This window comes from Vulcaniibacterium tengchongense, assembly GCF_003814555.1.
Classification (GTDB): domain Bacteria; phylum Pseudomonadota; class Gammaproteobacteria; order Xanthomonadales; family Xanthomonadaceae; genus Vulcaniibacterium; species Vulcaniibacterium tengchongense.
Map to the genome: position 1 here is coordinate 433,189 of NZ_RKQN01000003.1, position 17,742 is coordinate 450,930.

The 17,742-nt window shown below is 74.5% G+C and carries 19 protein-coding genes; 11 read left to right on the forward strand and 8 right to left on the reverse strand.

What is annotated here, in order from left to right:
- Window positions 1–47 precede the first annotated feature (47 nt).
- Window positions 48–737 (reverse strand): Pr6Pr family membrane protein, encoded by a 690-nt coding sequence (locus EDC50_RS12430; RefSeq protein ID WP_242003006.1) that lies wholly within the window; start codon window positions 735–737, stop codon window positions 48–50.
- Between the two features lie 108 nt (window positions 738–845).
- Here EDC50_RS12430 and EDC50_RS12435 point away from each other — a divergent pair, with 108 nt between their 5' ends.
- From EDC50_RS12435 to EDC50_RS12465, 7 genes are all read left to right on the forward strand, one after another.
- Window positions 846–1,790: a DMT family transporter gene (locus tag EDC50_RS12435; protein ID WP_123770796.1), complete on the forward strand. Its 945-nt coding sequence runs from the start codon at window positions 846–848 to the stop codon at window positions 1,788–1,790.
- Window positions 1,791–1,857: 67 nt separating this feature from the next.
- Window positions 1,858–3,447: an AAA family ATPase gene (locus tag EDC50_RS12440; protein WP_123770797.1), complete on the forward strand. Its 1,590-nt coding sequence runs from the start codon at window positions 1,858–1,860 to the stop codon at window positions 3,445–3,447.
- Window positions 3,448–3,451: 4 nt separating this feature from the next.
- Window positions 3,452–4,297 (forward strand): general secretion pathway protein GspB, encoded by an 846-nt coding sequence (locus EDC50_RS12445; RefSeq protein WP_123770798.1) that lies wholly within the window; start codon window positions 3,452–3,454, stop codon window positions 4,295–4,297.
- A gap of 317 nt (window positions 4,298–4,614) precedes the next feature.
- Window positions 4,615–5,010 (forward strand): DoxX family protein, encoded by a 396-nt coding sequence (locus EDC50_RS12450; protein ID WP_123770799.1) that lies wholly within the window; start codon window positions 4,615–4,617, stop codon window positions 5,008–5,010.
- 130 nt (window positions 5,011–5,140) lie between these two features.
- Window positions 5,141–5,719 carry a hypothetical protein gene (locus tag EDC50_RS12455; RefSeq protein WP_123770800.1) on the forward strand — a complete coding sequence of 193 codons (579 nt, stop codon included), beginning with the start codon at window positions 5,141–5,143 and terminating at the stop codon, window positions 5,717–5,719.
- A gap of 4 nt (window positions 5,720–5,723) precedes the next feature.
- The gene (locus EDC50_RS12460; protein WP_123770801.1) at window positions 5,724–6,014 is read left to right on the forward strand and encodes a GIY-YIG nuclease family protein; all 291 of its coding nucleotides are present in this window, start codon (window positions 5,724–5,726) and stop codon (window positions 6,012–6,014) included.
- A gap of 26 nt (window positions 6,015–6,040) precedes the next feature.
- Window positions 6,041–6,262: an RNA-binding S4 domain-containing protein gene (locus tag EDC50_RS12465; RefSeq protein ID WP_123770802.1), complete on the forward strand. Its 222-nt coding sequence runs from the start codon at window positions 6,041–6,043 to the stop codon at window positions 6,260–6,262.
- A 37-nt stretch (window positions 6,263–6,299) separates the two neighbouring features.
- Here EDC50_RS12465 and EDC50_RS12470 read toward each other — a convergent pair whose 3' ends face one another.
- The 3 genes from EDC50_RS12470 to EDC50_RS12480 form a co-directional block, all read right to left on the reverse strand.
- Window positions 6,300–7,451, reverse strand: a complete 1,152-nt coding sequence (locus EDC50_RS12470) for a COG3904 family protein (protein WP_199742062.1) — start codon at window positions 7,449–7,451, stop codon at window positions 6,300–6,302.
- Between the two features lie 100 nt (window positions 7,452–7,551).
- Window positions 7,552–9,336, reverse strand: coding sequence for a DUF885 domain-containing protein (locus EDC50_RS12475; RefSeq protein ID WP_158635666.1), 1,785 nt, complete (start codon window positions 9,334–9,336; stop codon window positions 7,552–7,554).
- 97 nt (window positions 9,337–9,433) lie between these two features.
- Complete coding sequence (locus EDC50_RS12480; protein WP_123770804.1) at window positions 9,434–9,844, reverse strand: hypothetical protein; 411 nt, start codon at window positions 9,842–9,844, stop codon at window positions 9,434–9,436.
- A 176-nt stretch (window positions 9,845–10,020) separates the two neighbouring features.
- On the opposite strand from EDC50_RS12480, the gene EDC50_RS12485 reads away from it, so the two are divergent.
- The gene (locus EDC50_RS12485; RefSeq protein ID WP_123770805.1) at window positions 10,021–12,018 is read left to right on the forward strand and encodes a protein-L-isoaspartate(D-aspartate) O-methyltransferase; all 1,998 of its coding nucleotides are present in this window, start codon (window positions 10,021–10,023) and stop codon (window positions 12,016–12,018) included.
- 10 nt (window positions 12,019–12,028) lie between these two features.
- Here EDC50_RS12485 and EDC50_RS12490 read toward each other — a convergent pair whose 3' ends face one another.
- On the reverse strand, window positions 12,029–12,517 hold the full coding sequence (locus tag EDC50_RS12490) for a hypothetical protein (protein WP_123770806.1): 489 nt from the start codon (window positions 12,515–12,517) through the stop codon (window positions 12,029–12,031).
- Between the two features lie 217 nt (window positions 12,518–12,734).
- Between EDC50_RS12490 and EDC50_RS12495 the strand changes: the two genes are divergently transcribed.
- Window positions 12,735–13,094 (forward strand): DUF1428 domain-containing protein, encoded by a 360-nt coding sequence (locus EDC50_RS12495; RefSeq protein ID WP_123770807.1) that lies wholly within the window; start codon window positions 12,735–12,737, stop codon window positions 13,092–13,094.
- A gap of 76 nt (window positions 13,095–13,170) precedes the next feature.
- Here EDC50_RS12495 and EDC50_RS12500 read toward each other — a convergent pair whose 3' ends face one another.
- The 3 genes from EDC50_RS12500 to EDC50_RS12510 form a co-directional block, all read right to left on the reverse strand.
- On the reverse strand, window positions 13,171–14,073 hold the full coding sequence (locus EDC50_RS12500; protein ID WP_123770808.1) for an NAD(P)/FAD-dependent oxidoreductase: 903 nt from the start codon (window positions 14,071–14,073) through the stop codon (window positions 13,171–13,173).
- On the reverse strand, window positions 14,063–14,518 hold the full coding sequence (locus tag EDC50_RS12505; RefSeq protein ID WP_123770809.1) for an Rrf2 family transcriptional regulator: 456 nt from the start codon (window positions 14,516–14,518) through the stop codon (window positions 14,063–14,065). The genes EDC50_RS12500 and EDC50_RS12505 overlap by 11 nt, the downstream gene beginning before the upstream one ends.
- Window positions 14,519–14,656: 138 nt before the next feature.
- Window positions 14,657–16,099: an MATE family efflux transporter gene (locus EDC50_RS12510; RefSeq protein ID WP_123770810.1), complete on the reverse strand. Its 1,443-nt coding sequence runs from the start codon at window positions 16,097–16,099 to the stop codon at window positions 14,657–14,659.
- A gap of 546 nt (window positions 16,100–16,645) precedes the next feature.
- On the opposite strand from EDC50_RS12510, the gene EDC50_RS12515 reads away from it, so the two are divergent.
- Window positions 16,646–16,987, forward strand: a complete 342-nt coding sequence (locus tag EDC50_RS12515) for a GFA family protein (protein ID WP_242002967.1) — start codon at window positions 16,646–16,648, stop codon at window positions 16,985–16,987.
- Between the two features lie 119 nt (window positions 16,988–17,106).
- Window positions 17,107–17,571, forward strand: coding sequence for an SRPBCC family protein (locus tag EDC50_RS12520; RefSeq protein ID WP_123770811.1), 465 nt, complete (start codon window positions 17,107–17,109; stop codon window positions 17,569–17,571).
- Window positions 17,572–17,742: the final 171 nt, after the last annotated feature.

Below are 17,742 nucleotides of genomic sequence, written 5' to 3' on the forward strand. Positions count from 1 at the left end.
CCGAACCTGGCGACAGGTCGCACCGGCAGGCGTGACCCGTTGCCGCCCTACCCGCTGCCGACGCCGGGCCGCGCGCGGCCGGCGCGCCCCAGCATGCGGTCCAGCCCCAGCAGCGCGCCGCCCAGCAGCAGGAACAGCCCGAGCACGCGGCCGACGTTGCCCAGCACCCGCGCCCAGCCGAGCGTGTCCACGTCGAGGAACGGGTACGGGTACTCGTGCACCCAGGCGCCGCGCAGGAACGCCCACAGCGCGAAGCCGAGCGGGAACAGCAGCCAGGCGCCGAGGTCGCGCGGGCCGAGCCGCCCGTGCGGGGCGGCCAGCAGCCACCACGCCAGGTACAGCGCGGGCGTCGCGTAGTGCAGGCCGGCGTCGGCCCACCATTGCCAGCCGCTCGGCTGCCACAGGTGACGCAGCACGGCCAGGTACACCAGCCCGGTCACCGCGATGTACAACGCTGCCGCCGCGCGCGTGCGCGGCTTCGCCCAGAACGCCGGCAGGCGCTCCAGCCCGGCCGCGCGCGCGGCAACCAACACCACCAGCAGGTTGCTGAGCACGGTGAAGTAGCTGAGGAAACGCACCGTGGCCGCGAATGGCCCGGCGCCGTCCCACGTCGCGCGCAGCAGCAGCGCGTATTGCAGGACCAGCGCGGCGAGCGCGACCAGCGCCACCCCGGCCGCGCCGAGGCGGCCGCCGCGCGCCTGCGGCGCGGGCGGCGAAGCGGAAACGATCCCGTGCACGGCAGTCCCTCCCGGCGGCCCGCGCCAGCATCGCACGGCGCCGCCCGCAGCGCGACGCCGCCGGCTCCGGCACCATAGGCGGCTCCGTTCCGCTTCGCATCCCGACGCATGAGCCCGACCGGCAAGGCGCAACTGCAAATCCACTTCTGCGTGCTGCTGTGGGGATTCACCGCGATCCTCGGCAAGCTGATCTCGCTGCCGGCGCTGCCGCTGGTGCAATGGCGCATGCTGCTGGTGGCGGCGGCGCTGGCGCTGCTGCCGCGGGTCTGGCGCGGGCTGCGCGCGCTGCCGCCGCGGCTGGTGCTGGCCTACGCCGGCATCGGCGTGCTGGTCGCGCTGCACTGGCTGACCTTCTACGGCGCGATCAAGCTGTCCAACGCCTCGGTCGGCGCCACCTGCATGGCGCTGGGCTCGGTCTTCGTCGCCCTGCTCGAGCCGTGGCTCGCGCGCACCCGTCTGTCGCGTCGCGACCTCGCCCTGGGCCTGCTCGCCCTGCCCGGCGTGGTGCTGGTGGTCGGCGGCGTGCCGCACGGCATGCGCGCCGGCATCGCCGTCGGCGCGCTCTCGGCGCTGCTGGTGGCGCTGTTCGGCGCGCTCAACAAGCGCCTGGTCGAGCACGGCGACCCGCTCACGGTCACCGCGATCGAGCTCGGTGCGGGCGGGCTGGCGCTGCTCCTGCTCGCGCCGCTGCTGGCGCTGCTGGCGCCGGCGTTCTCCGCCGGCGGCCTGCTGCCGCCGCTGCCGGGCGCGCGCGACGCCGGGCTGCTGCTGGTCCTGGCGGTCGCCTGCACGCTGCTGCCGTTCGCGCTGGCGCTGGTTGCGCTGCGGCACATGAGCGCGTTCGCGCAGCAGCTGGCGGTCAACCTGGAGCCGGTGTACGCGATCGTGCTGGCGATCCTGCTGCTGGGCGAGCAGCGCGAGCTGAGCCCCGGCTTCTATCTCGGCGTGGCGATCATCCTCGCCGCGGTGTTCCTGCACCCGCTGTTCGGGCGGCCGAAGCGGCTGCAGCCGGAGGTGCTGGGCGCCTCGGAGGCGAAGGGCGCCGCGGAGTAGCGGCGCGGCGCTACCGGCGTGCTCCGGAACATGGCAGGCTAGGCCGTCCACGCCCACGGCCTTGCGCATGTATCTCGAGCACTACGGGCTGGCCGAGCCGCCGTTCTCGATCACGCCGGACCCGCGCTTCGTGTTCCTCAGCGAGCGCCACCGCGATGCGCTCGCGCACCTGCTGTTCGGCATCGGCCAGGGCGGCGGCGGCGGCTTCGTCCAGCTCACCGGCGAGGTCGGCACCGGCAAGACCACGCTGTGCCGGCTGCTGCTGGAACAGCTGCCGGCGGACACCCGCGCCGCGTTGGTGCTGAATCCGCGGCTGACGCCGGTGGAACTGCTGGAGACGATCTGCGAGGAGCTGCGCCTGGACCTGGCCGGCCGCCGCGGCAGCCCCAAGGCGCTGGTCGACGCGCTCAACGCCTACCTGCTCGACGCCTATGCCCAGGGCCTGCGCGTGGTGCTGATCGTCGACGAGGCGCAGGCCCTGTCGCCGGACGCGCTGGAACAGATCCGCCTGCTCACCAATCTCGAGACGCCGACGCAGAAGCTGCTGCAGATCCTGCTGCTCGGCCAGCCCGAGCTGCGCGCCCTGCTGGCGCGCGAGGACATGCGCCAGCTCGCCCAGCGCATCACCGCGCGCTACCACCTCACGCCGCTGGACGCGGACGAGACCGAGCGCTACCTGCGCCACCGCTTCCGCGTCGCCGGCGGCCATTATTTCCCGTTCACCGCCGCGGCGGCGCGCCGCATCCACGCGCATTCCGGCGGCGTGCCGCGGCTGATCAACATCGTCGCCGAGCGCAGCCTGCTCGCCGGCTACGCGCACGATCTCGCGCAACTGGACGCGCGCTGGGTCGATCGCGCCGCGCGCGAGGCGCTGCCGCGGCCGCCCGCCGCGCGGCGCTGGCCGGGCGCGGCGGCGCTCGCCGCAGCGCTGGCCGCAGCCGCGGTCGCGGCCTGGTGGTGGCGGGCGCCGCCGCCCGGGCCGGCGTCCGCGGAAGCGCAGCCGCGGCTCGCCGCGGGGCCGCGCCCGGTCGCGGCTGCGCGGGACGCGGCGCCCGCGCCGACGCTCGATGCCGCCGCGCTGCGCGAGCGCATCGCCGCCGGCGACGGTTCGCCGCTGCCCGCCTGGCGCCGCTTGCTGGCGCTCTGGGAGGTGCCCGCCGCGGCCGCCGCGCAGGCGGCCGGATGCCCGGCCGACTTCGGCGGCGACCTGCACTGCCTGCGCGGGCAGGCGCGGCTCGACGCGCTGGTCGCACTCGGCCGCCCCGCGCTGCTGCGGCTGCACGCGGACGGCCACGAACGCTGGGCGGTGCTGGAGGGCGCCGATGCCGCGCGCGTGCTGCTGCGGCTGGACGAGGGCCGCGACGTCTGGGTCGAACGGCTGGCGCTGGAGCAGGTCTGGAGCGGCGCCTACGTCGCGCTGTGGCGCGCGCCGCTCTCGGCCGCGCCGGCGGTCGCGACCGGCCCGGCGCTGGACTGGGCACGGGCGCGGCTGCGATCGCGCGACCCGCAGGCCGGCGCCGGCGACGCCGCGCTGGCGCAGGCGGTACGCCGCTTCCAGCGCGGCCGCGGATTGAGCAGCGACGGCCTGATCGGGCCGGAGACCCTGATGGCCCTGGCCGCGGACGCGCCGGGGCCGCGCCTGCGCGGAGCGGAGTGAGCCGATGTCGCTGATCCTCGACGCGCTGCGCAAGTCCGAAGCCGAACGCCGCCGCGGCCGGGCGCCGGACCTCTCCGCCGAGCTGCCGCTGCCGCCACGCGCCGCGACGCGCCACGGCTGGGCGCCGCCCGTCATCCTGGCCGCAGGGCTGGCGTCGCTGGCGCTGGCCGCCGCCTACCTGTGGCGATCGCAGACCGCGTCGGAAGCCGCACGCGCGGAGTCCGCCGCCGCGGCGCCGGTCGCGTCGCCGCCGGCGCCGCGCGATCCGGCGCAAGCCGCCGCACCGCCGGTGGCATCGACGGTGGCCGGTGCGGCGTCTGCCGGCCCGGTGGCGGAGGCCGCCTCCGCGCCCGAGACCCCGGACCTCGGCGCCGCGACCCCGCCGGTCGCGCCGCCCGTCGCCACGGCGGCGGCGCGGGCCGCGCCGGCCGCCGACGCCTCCCCGGCCGATGCGGCCGCGCCGGCGGACGGCCGCACCGGCACGACGGACGCAGGCGCCGCGGCGACGCCGGTCGCCGCGGCCGTGCCCGCAGCGCCGATGCCGGCCGCGGCCGCGGCGGAACCCGCGCCGGGCGCCGAACCGGCGCGCGCCGCGCCGCCGACGCCGGCCGACCCGACCGCCGCGCCGCTGCGCCTGGCCGAGCTCGGCCCCGGCGAGCGGCAGCAGTTGCCGCCGCTGAAGATGAGCATGCACCTGTGGGCGCCGGATCCGGCGCGCCGTTTCGCGATCGTCGACGGCGTCCGCGTCGGCGAGGGCGATCGCATCGGCGCGGCGGTCGTCGAAGCGATCGTGCAAGACGGGGTGATCCTGAACTGGCAGGGACGCCGGCTGCGCCTGTCGATGCGCTGAGGGCGCGATTGCCGCCCTTCACCCAACCCTCTCCCGCAAGCGCGGGAGGGCTTCCGCGCGTCCGACTTCCCACGACTGCGGTGCGGCCGGGTTCGGCGCCGCGCTGCCGGCAATGCTGCGCGGCGGCATGAAGAGGAATGTCGCGCAGCGGAAGAGCGGCGACGGCGCGCCGACGGGCGACGCTGCTCCGCGCACCGCCTGCGTTCGCCCGACGCCCATGGCCCGCCTGCGGAACGGGGTCGGGCGGGAAAAGGGCCGCTTGCGCCGGCCCCGCCGCGGAGCGAGGATCGCTGCGCCACCGTCGAGGGGACGCCGTCATGAACAGCCAGACCCAGCACGATCTCGGCAAGCTGCTCCTGCGCCTGGCGCTGGGGGTGACGATCTTCCTGCACGGCCTGACCAAGCTCGAAGGCGGGCTGGACCAGATCGTGCGCATCGTCGAGGCGCAGGGCTTCCCCGGCTTCGTCGCCTACGGCGTGCTGGCCGGCGAGGTGCTGGCGCCGCTGCTGGTGATCGCCGGCCTTTACGCGCGCATCGGTGCGATCCTGATCGCGATCAATATGCTGTTCGCGCTTGGCCTGGTGCACGGCGGCGACATCGGCCGGCTCAACGAGACCGGCGGCTGGGCGATCGAGCTGCAGGTGATGTTCCTGTGCACGGCGATCGCGATCGCGCTGCTCGGCCCCGGCCGCTACGCCTTCAACCCGCGTTGAGCGGCCGGCTTGGCGCCGCGCCGGCCGCCGCGCCGGCATTCGTCCGGCGCGACGGCGACCGCGCCGCGTCTCGCGGCCGGCGCCGCCGTTGCCCTATGCTGCGCCGGACCTCCCGGCGCGCGCTCCGCCCATGAGCACCGACCCCCAGTTCGTGCACATCCGCATCGTGCTCGGCATCGTCCTGGGCCTGGCGCTGACCACCCTGCTCAAGGGCCTGGCGCGCTTCGTCCAGCATCCCGGCCGCGAGCGCATCTACGGCGTGCACCTGGGCTGGGCGGTCTCGATGTTCGTGCTGCTGACGCACTTCTGGTGGTGGGAGTTCCGCTTGATCCATGTGCATCCGTGGAGCTTCCTGTCCTACGCCTTCCTGCTGCTGTACGTGGTGGTGCTGTTCCTGCTGTGCACGTTGCTGTTCCCCGACGACCTGGCCGACTACCAGGGCTGGCGCGACTATTTCCAGTCCCGCCGCGGCTGGTTCTTCGCGATCATGGCGGCCAGCTACCTGATCGACTTCGTCGACACGGCGATCAAGGGGCGCGCCTACTTCGCCCATCTCGGCCCCGAGTACCCGTTCCGCAACGGCACGATGATCCTGCTGTCGCTGGCGGCGATGCGCACGCGCTCGGAGCTGTTCCACCGCGGCTTCGTGGCCGGCGCGATCCTGTACGAGCTGTCCTGGATCTACCGCCGCTACGACTACCTGCAGTGACCGCATGCATCCCTGGTACGTCTATCTGCTCGAATGCCGCGGCGGCCGCATCTACACCGGCATCGCCACCGACGTCGCGCGGCGCTGCGCGCAGCACGCCGCCGGCACCGGGGCGCGCTACACCCGCGCCCATCCGCCGCAGCGGCTGCTGGCCAGCTTCGGCTTTCCCGACCGTTCCAGCGCCAGCCGCGCCGAAGCGGCGATCAAGCGCCTGACCCCGGCGCGCAAGCGCGCGCTGTGCGCGGCCGGGCCGGAGGCCGCGTATTGCGCGATCGCCGCCGCGCTGCGACCCTGAGCGCCCTCGCCCGCTCCGTCCCGCGCATGCCGACCGTCGACTTCCCCCTCGATCGCGACCACGTCGAGCTGAACCAGCTGCTCAAGCTGGTCGGCCTGTGCGACAGCGGCGGCCAGGGCAAGGCGCTGGTCGCCAGCGGCGCGGTCGAGGTCGACGGTGCGGTCGAGCTGCGCAAGACCTGCAAGATCCGCGCGGGCCAGCGGGTGCGGGTCGGCGATACCACCATCCGGGTGCAGGGCGCGGAGTAAAGGCGCCGCGACGGGGCCCGCGCCTCCGGGCCGCCGCTCAGTCCGCGGCTTCGCCGCTGGCGCCCGCCGCGCGGCCGCCGTCCTGCTCGGGGCCGCCGGGCGGCGGCGGATGCGCTCCGGCCAGGTCGAATTCCGACAGCGGGCTTTCCGCCGGGCAGTGCGGGTCCGGGAAGCCGTAGCGCTTGCGCAGGTCCAGCCCGCAGGCGTTGAGCGCGTCGAGCTCGTTGTGGCCTTCCTTGCAGCGGTCGTCGAACGCGCGCACGAACGCGTCGCGGCGGCGCACGAAGTCCTCGCCGCACTGGCGCATCAGGCGCAACCGGTCGAGGTCGTCCTGCGCCGGATTCACCCCGTCCAGGCCGTAGCGCGCCAGTTCCTCGCCGCTGAGCAGGCGCAGGCTGCGGTTCGGCACCGCCATCATCAGGTCGGCCACGGCCACCGCCGCGCCGTTGCGCTCCAGGTACGCGCGCACCCGGTCGTAGACCACGCGCAGCTCGGCGTTGAGCTGGGCGCGGGTGGCCGCGGTCGAGCTCATGCGGATGATGCGATGGATGCCCACCTGTCCGGCCACCATGCGCACGTCGCCGGCGGCGAGCACGAACACGCAGGCGCTGTGGCAGATCGATCCCTCGCGCACCCAGATCGTCCAACGCGACTCGGCGATGAAGTCGCCGGCGTTGATCGCGTCCTCGACCTGCCCGCCGGCCGAATCGATGTCGAGCACGCGCTTGCCGATGCCGAGCTCGTCGGCGACGGCGGTGGCCCGCTGCACCGCGGCGGCGAAGTCGCCGTCGATCTTGCCCCGGTAGCGCAGCCGCATCACCCCGCGCGGCGCGCACGGCGCCAGCGCCTGGCGCAGCGCGTCGCGGCCGAGATCGGCGAGCGCCGCGCCGTCGCCTTCGGTGGCGTAGTCGAGCGCGCAGCTGAGCGAGGCGCGGCCGGGCGCCAGCGCCCGCGGCGACCAGTCGAGGGCCGGCGCCGGCGGCGCGTCCGGTTCCGGCGCGGCCTTCGGCGCGCGCGGCGGCTCCGGCTTCACCGGCGCGGTGCTGATCGCGCCGCCTTCCTGCAGCCCGGTGTCGGCGGTCGCATCGACGATGCGCGGCGCCTCCTCGGCCGGCTGCTGGCAGGCGGCGAGCGCGAGCAGCAGCGGAATCGTCAGCAGGGGCCGGGAATGCCGGAGTAGGCGTCGCATCGTTCGGGCGGCGGTCGCGGATGCGGCGCACGTGCGCCGGCTCCGATGGTACGGCAGCGCGCCGGCCGCGGCTGACTGCCAGCCAAGCGCGGGGCCGCGTTCAACGCGAGGTCGTCGCGGTGCGCGCTTCCCGCCGCTCGGCGACCCAGCGCTCGACCCGCTCGCGCAGGAAGCGCAGCGGCACGATGCCATCGCCGAGCACGCAGCGGTGGAACTGGCGCAGGTCGAAGTCCGCGCCGAGCGCGGCCTCGGCCTCGCGGCGCAGGGCGAAGATCTCCAGCCCGCCCGAGTCGTAGGCGGTGAGCTGGCCGGGCATCGCCGCGACCCGATCGACGAAGTCGGCGGCGGTCTCGGCCGAGAAGCGGCCGCTCTCGACCACGTAGTCGATCACCTGCTGCCGGGTCCAGCCGTATACGTGGATGCCGGGGTCGATCACCATGCCGCGCGCCGGCCACAGCCGCCGCGTGATCGGCGCGTACGGGGTGGTGTAGATGCCGGCCTCCTCGCTCAGCGCCTCGGCGTAGCGCGCCCAGCCCTCGGCATAGGCGGAGTTGAACGCCAGCTTCGACAGCGGGTGGCGCTCGCCGAGGCCGCGCGCCAGCGCCAGCTGCAGGTGGTGGCCCGGCCAGGTCTCGTGGACCAGGGTGATCTCGGCGGCGCCGCGGCGATCGGCCTCGGGGTGGTCGAGGTTGATCCGGTAGATGCCGGGCTTGCGCTCGTCCGGCTGCGGTTCGTAGTGCGAGCTGACGCCGGTGCCGCGCTGCTCGGGCTTGAGCGGTTCCACCGCCGCCGGCTGCTGCGGCAACTGCGCGAAGTACCGGGCGCTGCGCTCGCGCGCGCGCTCGAGCAGGCCGCGCGAGAACTGCAGCTGTTCGTCGGCCGAGGCGAAGCGATTGTCCGGCGCGCGGTCGACCCGCTCGACGATGGTCTTCAGGTCGCGCGTGCCGAACAGCGCCTGGCCGAGCTCCTGCACCTTGGCGACGTTGGCGGCGACGGTGCGCTCGCCCAGCGCGTAGACCTCCTCCGGGGCGCGGTCGAGCGTGGTGTAGGAGCGCAGCATCGCCCGGTAGCAGGCCGCGCCGTCCGGCAGCGCCGACAGCGCCAGGCTGTCGCGCGCCTTCGGCCGGTATTCCCCGGCCAGGAAGTCGCGGTAGCGCCGCAGCGCCGGTTGCACCTGCCCGGCCAGCAGCTGCTCGAACGCCTGCGCGAACGCCGCGTCGCCCGCGTTGCGCGCCGGCGCGAAGAATGGCGACTCGCGCGCCGGCGCGGCGAGCATGCCGTCGAGTTGCCTGATCACCCGCGCCACCACCGACCGGGGCGCGGAGTAGCCCGCCGCCAGGCCGGCGCGCAGGTTGGCGATCTCGTGGTCGACGAACGCCGGCAGCGTGCGCCAGCGCGCCAGCGCCTGTTCGCGCTGCGCGGCGTCGGCCACCGGCTGGCGCGCGGCCAGCTCGGTGAAGCCGGTCTGCCAGCCGAACATGTGGTTGACGTTCCAGCCTTCCTGCTTGCACACGCGCAGGCCGCGGCCGGCCTCGAGCAGTTCGCGCAACTGCGCGTGCACCACCTGCGCGCGCGGCGCGCGCAGGCCCGCGGGGTCGATCCGGCCGAAGCGCTGCCACAGCGCGTCCTCGCGGGCGCGCAGCCGCGCCAGGTCGGCGGCGGCGTTGCGCGGCAGGTAGTCGTGCCGTTGCAGCGGCAGGTTCTCGAAGTAGGCCGGGGTCGGGTCGTATTCCAGCTGCAGCGCGACGTACTCGTCGGCCAGCGCCATCAGCTGCGCGGCCGGGTCCTGCCGCGCCTGCGCCGCCGGCCCCGCCGGTTCGGCCGCGGGCCGGGAACAGCCGGCCAATGCGAACGCCACCGCCGCCACCCATCCGAACCGCGCCATCGCCGCACTCCGTTCCCGGGGATCGAGGCGGCATGCTAAGCCGCGCCCGGGGCCGGCGCCTGCGACGGAGGTCATGCCGCGGGCCGGCGGGCGCGGCTCAGGCGCCGACTGCCGGCGTGCCGTCGCCGTTCCGTGAAGGCAGCGGTGCGTACACCTGCGGCTTCAGCCGGATCGGAGCCGCGGCCGGCTCCGGCGCCGCGGCCACGGGCGCCGCCCCGCGCAGCAGGCGCCGGCGCGCGAACCGCTCCAGGGTGTCCCGGGCGCGTTCCATCGCGCGCAGGTCGTGGAACGGCTCGCGCGCGCGCAGCGCGCTCTTGGCCGCGACCACCGCGTCCATCACCAGCGGCGCGCCGTCCGCGCCGAGCATGTCGCTGAGCACGCGGCGGTGCGCGTCGAGGCGGCGCTCGAAGTCGTGGTCGAGGCCGCGGCCGGCGCGCCGCCCGGCCTGGGCCAGCGTGGCGGCGAAGCGGGCCAGTTCCTGTTGCAGCTGATCGGCGGTGTAGTGCATGGGCGGCATTGTCGGGAGAGCCGTCGCGCAGGGTGAGACCAGCCCCGTCATGCCGGCGTGGTGACGCCTCGCCCCGCGGGCCGCCGCCCGGCGGGCCGCGACGACGGTGCGGCGACGCCGGCCGTGCTACCTCTCCGTCTCTTCGCCCCGCCGGCCCCCCTCGTCCTCACGCCGCCATGACCGACTTCGCCCGCGCGCGCGAACGCATGGTCGACGCGCATATCGCCCGCCGCGGCGTGCGCGACCGCGCCGTGCTCGAGGCGATGCGCACCGTGCCGCGCGAGATGTTCGTCGAACCGAGCCTGCGCGAGTTCGCATACGAGGACAGCCCGCTGCCGATCGGCCAGGGGCAGACGATCTCGCAGCCCTACATCGTCGCGTTGATGCTGGAGGCGGCCGAGCTGGGGCCGGGGGGCCGGGTGCTGGAGGTCGGCGCCGGCTCCGGCTACGCCGCCGCGGTGATGAGCCGGATCGCGGCGCGGGTGTATACGATCGAGCGCCACGCCGCCCTGGCGGAGGAGGCGCAGCGGCGCCTGGACACGCTCGGCTGCGGCAACGTCGAGCTGCGCGTGGGCGACGGCAGCTGCGGCTGGCCGGAGGTGGCGCCGTTCGACGCGATCCTGGTCGCCGCCGGCGCGCCGGAACCGCCGCCGGCGCTGCGCCGGCAGCTCGCGATCGGCGGGCGGCTGATCGTGCCGGTCGGCGACGACGGCTTCGGCCAGCGGCTGCGCAAGATCGTCCGCGCCGGCGAGCACGAATACGAGGAGGAGGACCTCGGCGGCGTCGCCTTCGTGCCGCTGATCGGCGAGCAGGGCTACGCCGAGGACGGCCGTCGCGCCGCCCGCCACCATGTACCGGGGCGCGCGCACGGGCTCGACCTGCCGGCGCTGGTCGCGCAGGCCGCCGAGCCGCTGCCCGACCCGGAAGACCCGGAGTTCGCGCTGGCGTTCGAGCGCTTCGCCCGCGCGCGCGTGGTCCTGCTCGGCGAGTCCAGCCACGGCACCTCCGAGTTCTACCGCGCGCGCGCCGCGATCACCCGGCGCCTGGTCGAGCAGCACGGCTTCAGCATCGTCGCGGTCGAGGCGGACTGGCCGGACGCGGCGGCGGTCAACCGCTACGTGCGCCACCTGCCGCCGCGCGCCGGCGCGGAACGCCCGTTCCGGCGCTTTCCGGCCTGGATGTGGCGCAACGCCGAGACCGCCGCCCTGGTCGAATGGCTGCGCGCGCGCAACGCCGGGCGCGCGCCGCACGAGCAGGCCGGCTTCTACGGCCTGGACCTGTACAACCTGCACGGCTCGATCGCCTCCGTGCTCGGCTATCTCGACCGGGTCGATCCGGAAGCCGCCGCGGTCGCGCGCGAGCGCTACGGCTGCCTGACGCCGTGGCAGAACGCGCCGGCGACCTACGGCCGCGCCGCGCTCAGCCCCGGCTTCGCCCGCTGCGAGGACGCGGTGGTGCGGCAATGCCGCGAGCTGCTCGAACGCCGCCTCGACTACGCCGCGCGCGACGGCGAGGGCTTCCTCGACGCGGCGCAGAACGCGCGCCTGATCGCCTCCGCCGAGCGCTACTACCGGGCGATGTACTACGGCGGCGCGGAGAGCTGGAACCTGCGCGACACCCACATGTTCGAGACGCTCGAACGGTTGCTGGCCGCGCACGGCCCGCAGTCGCGCGCGCTGGTCTGGGCGCACAACTCGCACGTCGGCGACGCCCGCCACACCGAGATGGGCGCCGCGCGCGAGGAGCTCAACATCGGCCAGCTGTGCCGCGAGCGCTTCGGCGATGAGGCGGTGCTGGTCGGCTTCGGCACCCACATCGGCACCGTCGCCGCCGCCAGCGACTGGGACGGCGACATGCAGATCAAGCGCGTGCGCCCTTCGCACCGCGACAGCATCGAACGGCTGTGCCACGACGCCGGCGTGCCGCGCTTCCTGCTCGACTTGCGCCCCGGCCGGCACGAGGCGCTGCGCCGGCGCCTGCTGCCGTTGCGCCTGCAGCGCTTCGTCGGCGTGATCTACCGCCCCGACACCGAGCTGCAGAGCCACTACGCCACCGCCTCGCTGGCGCAGCAGTTCGACGCCTACGTCTGGTTCGACGAGACCCGCGCGGTGGCGCCGCTGGGCCCGCAGCACCCGGCGCCGTCGGAACCGGAGACCTGTCCGTTCGCGCTGTGACCCGCAGGCGTCAGTCGATCCGGTACACCCGCGCCTTCGGCAGGTCGCCGTCGACCTGCAGGAACCAGCGGCCGGCGAATCCGGGCACGATCTCGATCTGCGGCGCCTGCAGCGGCTTGCGCAGCTTCAGGCTGCCCTTGAGCACCTTCCAGCGCTGGCCGTTCTCGAGCGCGAACTCGGTGCCGGGTTCCCAACCGGCGACCTCGCCGCGCACCCGGCTCTTGATCGGCTGGTCCTCCAGGCCGATGTAGCTGCGCTGCGCCGGCGCCGGCGCATGGTCGCCGTGGGCCGCGGGCGCGCTCGCCGCCTGCGCCGGCGGCTGCCGCTCCTGGGCCTCGCGCAGCATGCGGTTGAGCGCCTGCAGCTGGGCCGGCGTCAGGCCGACCTCGCGCAGCTGCTCGGGCGTCAGGCGCCGCTCGATCTCGACATAGGCCTGCCCCGCCCAGGCGGCGAAGCAGAGGAACGGCAGCAGCAGCGCCGGCGCGGCGGACTTTCTCATCGGAATCGGCACGGAACGGGGAGCGCCGGTGCGGCGCGCGCCCACTTTGCGACGGTTCGGTGACGGTTCGATGACAGCAGGCCCCGCCGCCGGACGGGCGCCGGCCGCGAACACCGCCACCCCGCCGCCGACGGGCGTGTCGATCCGGCCCCGCCCCGTTCGTCGCTTCCGGGAGGGCGCACCCGGCGCCCGCTTCCGCGACGACAGGAGAACCCGCATGTCCTACATCGATGGCTTCGTGGCCGCCGTGCCGACCGCCAACAAGGCGCAGTACCTGGAACATGCCCGCAAGGGCGACGCGATCTTCGTCGAGTACGGCGCCACCCGCATCCTCGAGTGCTGGGGCGACGACGTGCCCGAAGGCAAGCTCACCGACTTCCGCCGCGCCGTGCAGGCCAAGGACGACGAGACCGTGGTGTTCTCGTGGATCGAGTGGCCGGACAAGGCCACCCGCGACGCCGGCATGGCCAAGGCGATGCAGGATCCGCGCATGGCCCCGGAGCACAATCCGATGCCGTACGACGGCAAGCGCCTGATCTACGGCGGCTTCGCCCCGCTCCTGGAACTGAAGAAATAACGGCGCACGTCCTGCCCGGCGCGGCGTCGGCGGCGGCGATGCCGCGCCGGGCGGCGGCGGCGCGTCCGGCCAGGCGTCAGGGGAAGAGCAGCGAACGGTGCGCGGCGACCCCCGCCAGCGCGCCGTCGCCCACCGCCAGCGCGACGCTGCCGGCCATGCGCGCCGCGTCGCCGCAGGCGAACACGCCCGGCACGCTGGTCGCCTTGACCGCATCGACGCGAATGCAGGGGCCGAGCGGCCCCTCCTCGAGGGCGCAGCCGAGCTGCCCGGCGATGGCACTGGCCGGGCGCATCCGCGGCGCGACGAACAGGCCGTCGAACGCCAGGCGGCGGCCGTCGGCGAGTTCGACGGTGGCCGTACCGGCGACCCGCGCCACGCGCGCGGATTCCACGCCCACGCCCCGCGTGGACAACGCCGCGCGCTGCCCGGCGTCGGGCTCGAAGGCGCCGTCGAGGAACAGCGTGACCTCGCCCCACTCGGGCAGCATCAACGCCTGGTGCAGCGACATCGCGCCGGTCGCGATCACGCCGATGCGCCCGCGGCACAGCTCGTAGCCATGGCAATACGGGCAGTGGAACACGCTGCGCCCCCAGCGCTCGCGCAGGCCTTCGATCGGCGGCAATTCGTCGACGATGCCGAAGGCGAGCACCAGGCGCCGCGCGCGGATGCGCTCGCCGCCGTCCAGCGTGGCGACGAAATCGTCCGCGGCGCCGGCGGCCCGGGTCGCGGTGCCGTGCCGCCAATGCACCGTCGGATAGGCCAGCAGCTGCCGCTTCGCCTCGGCGGCGATCTCGCCCGGCGGCCGGCCGTCCTGCGTCAGGAAGCCGTGCGAGGCCGCGGCGAACCGGTTGCGCGGCGATCCGGCGTCGACCACCGCCACGCGCCGGCGCGCGCGGGCGAGCTGCAAGGCGGCGGACAGGCCGGCGTAGCTGCCGCCGATCACGGCGACGTCGAAGGCGGGGTTCGCATCAGTGGGCATGGCGGATCCTCCGGTGGCCGCGGGCGGCGAGGCGCCGGCCGAAATCGGCGGCGAGATCGGCGAGGGTGACTTCGCCCAGGCGCCGGACGAGCAGGGCCTCGGCCTCGCGGAAAGCGTCGTCGAGCGTGGCATTCACGGCCTGCTCGACCAGGCAGCGCGGCGCCTCGCTGCGATGCCCCAGCGCGAACACCTCCGGCGCGCCGACCGCCTCGTAGACGTCGCGCAGGGTGACCCGGGCCAGGTCGCAGGTGAGCGTCCAGCCGCCGCCGTGGCCCTTGGCCGAGCTGACGTAGCCGAGCTCGCGCAGGCCGGACAGCGTGCGCCGCACCACGGCCGGGTCGGTCTGCAGATAGGCGGCCAGCTCCGCGGACGTCAGCGGCCGCTCGCTCTGGGCGATGTGCAGCAGCACGTGCAGCATGGACGAAAGGCGGCTGTCCTTCTTCATGTGACTTACGATAGCACATGTATCCGCCGCGGACGTCGCGCCGCCGCAACGCAGCGATGCGCCCGCGGAAAAGCGAACGGCGGGCGAAGCCCGCCGTGCGGCGTCAAACCGAAGGGCGGCCTCGCCCGCCGCCGCGCCTCACACCTTCGCCGTCTTCCACTTGCCGCGGGTGAACAGCCACAGGGTGAACAGGCCCACCGAGGTCTCGGAGACGAACACGCCCCAGAACACGCCCGAGTGCTGCCAGCCCAGCAGCGTCGCCAGCGCGTACGACAGCGGGATCTGGATCAGCCAGAAGAACACCAGGTTGATCTTGGTCGGCGTGACCGTGTCGCCGGCGCCGTTGAACGCCTGCACCGCCACCATCCACCAGCCGTAGACGAAGTACGAATACGACAGGATGCGCAGCCATTCGGCGCCGACCGCGACCACCTGCGGGTCCTGCGAGAACAGCCCGATCAGCGGCCGGCTGAAGAAGAAGAACGCCAGCGACACCGCCACGGTGAAGACCATGTTGTACCAGCCGATCCGCCACACCGACGCCTCGGCGCGGCCCGGCTCGCCGGCGCCGAGGTTCTGCCCGACCAGGGTGGCCGCGGCGTTGGACATGCCCCAGGCCGGCATCAGCGTGAACATCATGATCCGGATCGTGATCGTTGCGCCCGCCACCGCCTCGCTGCCGATCGCCGCGAGGATGCGCATCAGGAAGATCCACGACGTGGTGGCGACCAGGGTCTGGCCGATGCCGCCGAGCGAGGTGCGCAGGATGTTGAGCAGGATCGCCCCGTGCCAGGCGATCTGCGCCCGGCTCACGCGCAGGTGCTGGCTGCCGCGGAACAGCACCCACAGCTGCATCAGCACGCCGACGCTGCGGCCGATCACGGTGGCGATCGCCGCGCCCTCCACGCCCATCGCCGGGATCGGGCCGAAGCCGAAGATCAGGATCGGGTCGAGCACGATGTTCAGGCCGTTGGCCACGAACAGCACGCGCATCGCGATCGCCGCATCGCCGGCGCCGCGGAAGATCGCGTTGATCACGAACAGCAGCATGATCACCGCGTTGCTGCCGAGCATCCACTGCATGTAGCGGTAGCCGTGCTCGACCACCCAGGCGTCGCCGCCCATCAGCCGCAGCAGGTCCTGCGCCCAGACGATGCCGGCCACCGCGAACGGCACCGACGCCAGCAGCGCCAGGAAGATCGCCTGCACCGCGCTGATCGCGGCCTCCTCGCGCTGGTGCTCGCCGATGCGCCGCGCCACCACCGCGGTCACCGCCATCGCGAAGCCCATCGCCACCGAGTACAGCAGGTACAGGAAGGTCTCGGTCAGGCCGACCGTCGCCACCGCGGACGCGCCGAGCTTGCCGACGAAGTAGATGTCCACGATCGCGAACGTCGACTCCAGCACCAGCTCCAGCACCATCGGCACCGCGAGCAGGAACACCGCGCGCCGCAGCGGGATCCTGGTGTAGTCGGCGCCGGTGCCGCGGATCGCGTTGCGCAGCTCCGTCCAGAGCGAGCCGGAAGGCGCCGGCGGGGTGCCGGCTTCGGCCTGGACGGCGGTTCGGGGTTCGGTACTCATGCGTGCAGGATCCTTTGTCGCGTGAACGTCGGTGCGGCGCGGAACGCGCCGCCTGTCTCCAAGGACGAACGGAGCGGGCCGGAATCGACATCGCCGGCGCGGAATCCCGCGGCCGCGCCGCCCTTCCACCCGCCATCGCCTCGTCGCGCTTTCGCGGCCGGCCCGCATGCCACCCGTCCGCGGCCCGGTGCCGCGCCGCGGGGCGGCCGGCCGGCGTCGCCGCTCGATCCCGGCCGGCAACGGGCTTCCGCGGCACGCGCCGGCCGATCGCACGACCCGCGCAGTTTACCCGCGCGCCGGAGATCGCGTGCCGCCGCGTCGAGCCCCGCGGCGATCCGGCGCCTGCGGTTCCGCGGCACGCGCGGGACGGAACGCCGGAATGCCGTGACCGATGCGGCGCGCGTCCGCGCTACCCTGCGCGGCCGTCCCCGCGGGAGCCCTGCGATGATTCAGACCCGACACGGAAGCTGCCACTGCGGTGCGGTTCGCCTGCGACATCGGCCTCGCGCCCGACGGCCAGCGCTCGCCGCGGCTCCGCCCGGGCGAGTGGTACGCCTCGACCCTGCGCTGCAACTGCTCGTTCTGCCGCAAGACCCGCACTGGAAGAGCCACGTGCCGGCGGAGGCGTTCCGCCTGCTGCAGGGCGCCGACCACCTCAGCCACTACCGCTTCGGCGAAGGCGCCATCGACCACGCCTTCTGCAGGACCTGCGGCGTCTACCCCTTCGTCGGCGCCAGCGAGCCGGCGATGGGCGGCGACTTTTACTGCGTCAACGTCGCCTGCCTGGACGAGGTGAGCGAGGACGAACTGGCGGCGGCGCCGATCCGCTACGAGGACGGCGCGCGCGACGATTGGGGCCATGCGCCGCGGGTGACGGGCTACCTCTGATCAGCGGCCGCGCGGCGCGCCGGGGAGCGCCCGGCGATGCCTCGCCGGGGCCGTGTCGATTCCCGCCCGGCCGCTTCGTCGCAGAGACGAGGACTTCGCCTCGACCCACGGGAACCGCCATGAGCGCCACCACCGCAACCGCCCCTACCGTCCGCCTCCACCGCGTGCTGGGCGCGCCGGCCGAGAAGGTCTACCGCGCCTTCCTCGACCCGGCCGCGCTCGCCAAATGGCTGCCGCCCGACGGCTTCACCTGCACCGTGCATGAGATGGACGCGCGGGTCGGCGGCCGCCGCCGGATGAGCTTCGCCAACTTCTCCACGCAGAACGGCCACGGTTTCGGCGGCACCTACCTGGAGCTCGTGCCGAACGCGCGCATCGTCTACACCGACCGCTTCGACGACCCGAACCTGCCCGGCGAGATCACCACCACGGTCAGCCTGCGCGAGGTGTTCTGCGGCACCGAGCTGCACATCGTCCAGGAGAACCTGCCCGAGGCGATCCCGGTCGAGGCGTGCTATCTGGGCTGGCAGGAGTCGCTGATCCTGCTCGGCAAGCTGGTCGAGCCGAACATTCCGGACCAGTGACGCGAGCGTGGCGCGCAGCCGGCGATGGAACCGCCGGGCGGCGCGTGCGTGTCGGACCGAAGGGCTTCGGGGCGCCCCGGCCTGCGGCTTCGCCCGGGCCGGGCGACGCGTCGTTCGCAACGACGCTCGCATCCGCGGCGTCGCGCCGCTCCCCACTGTCACATTAGAGCG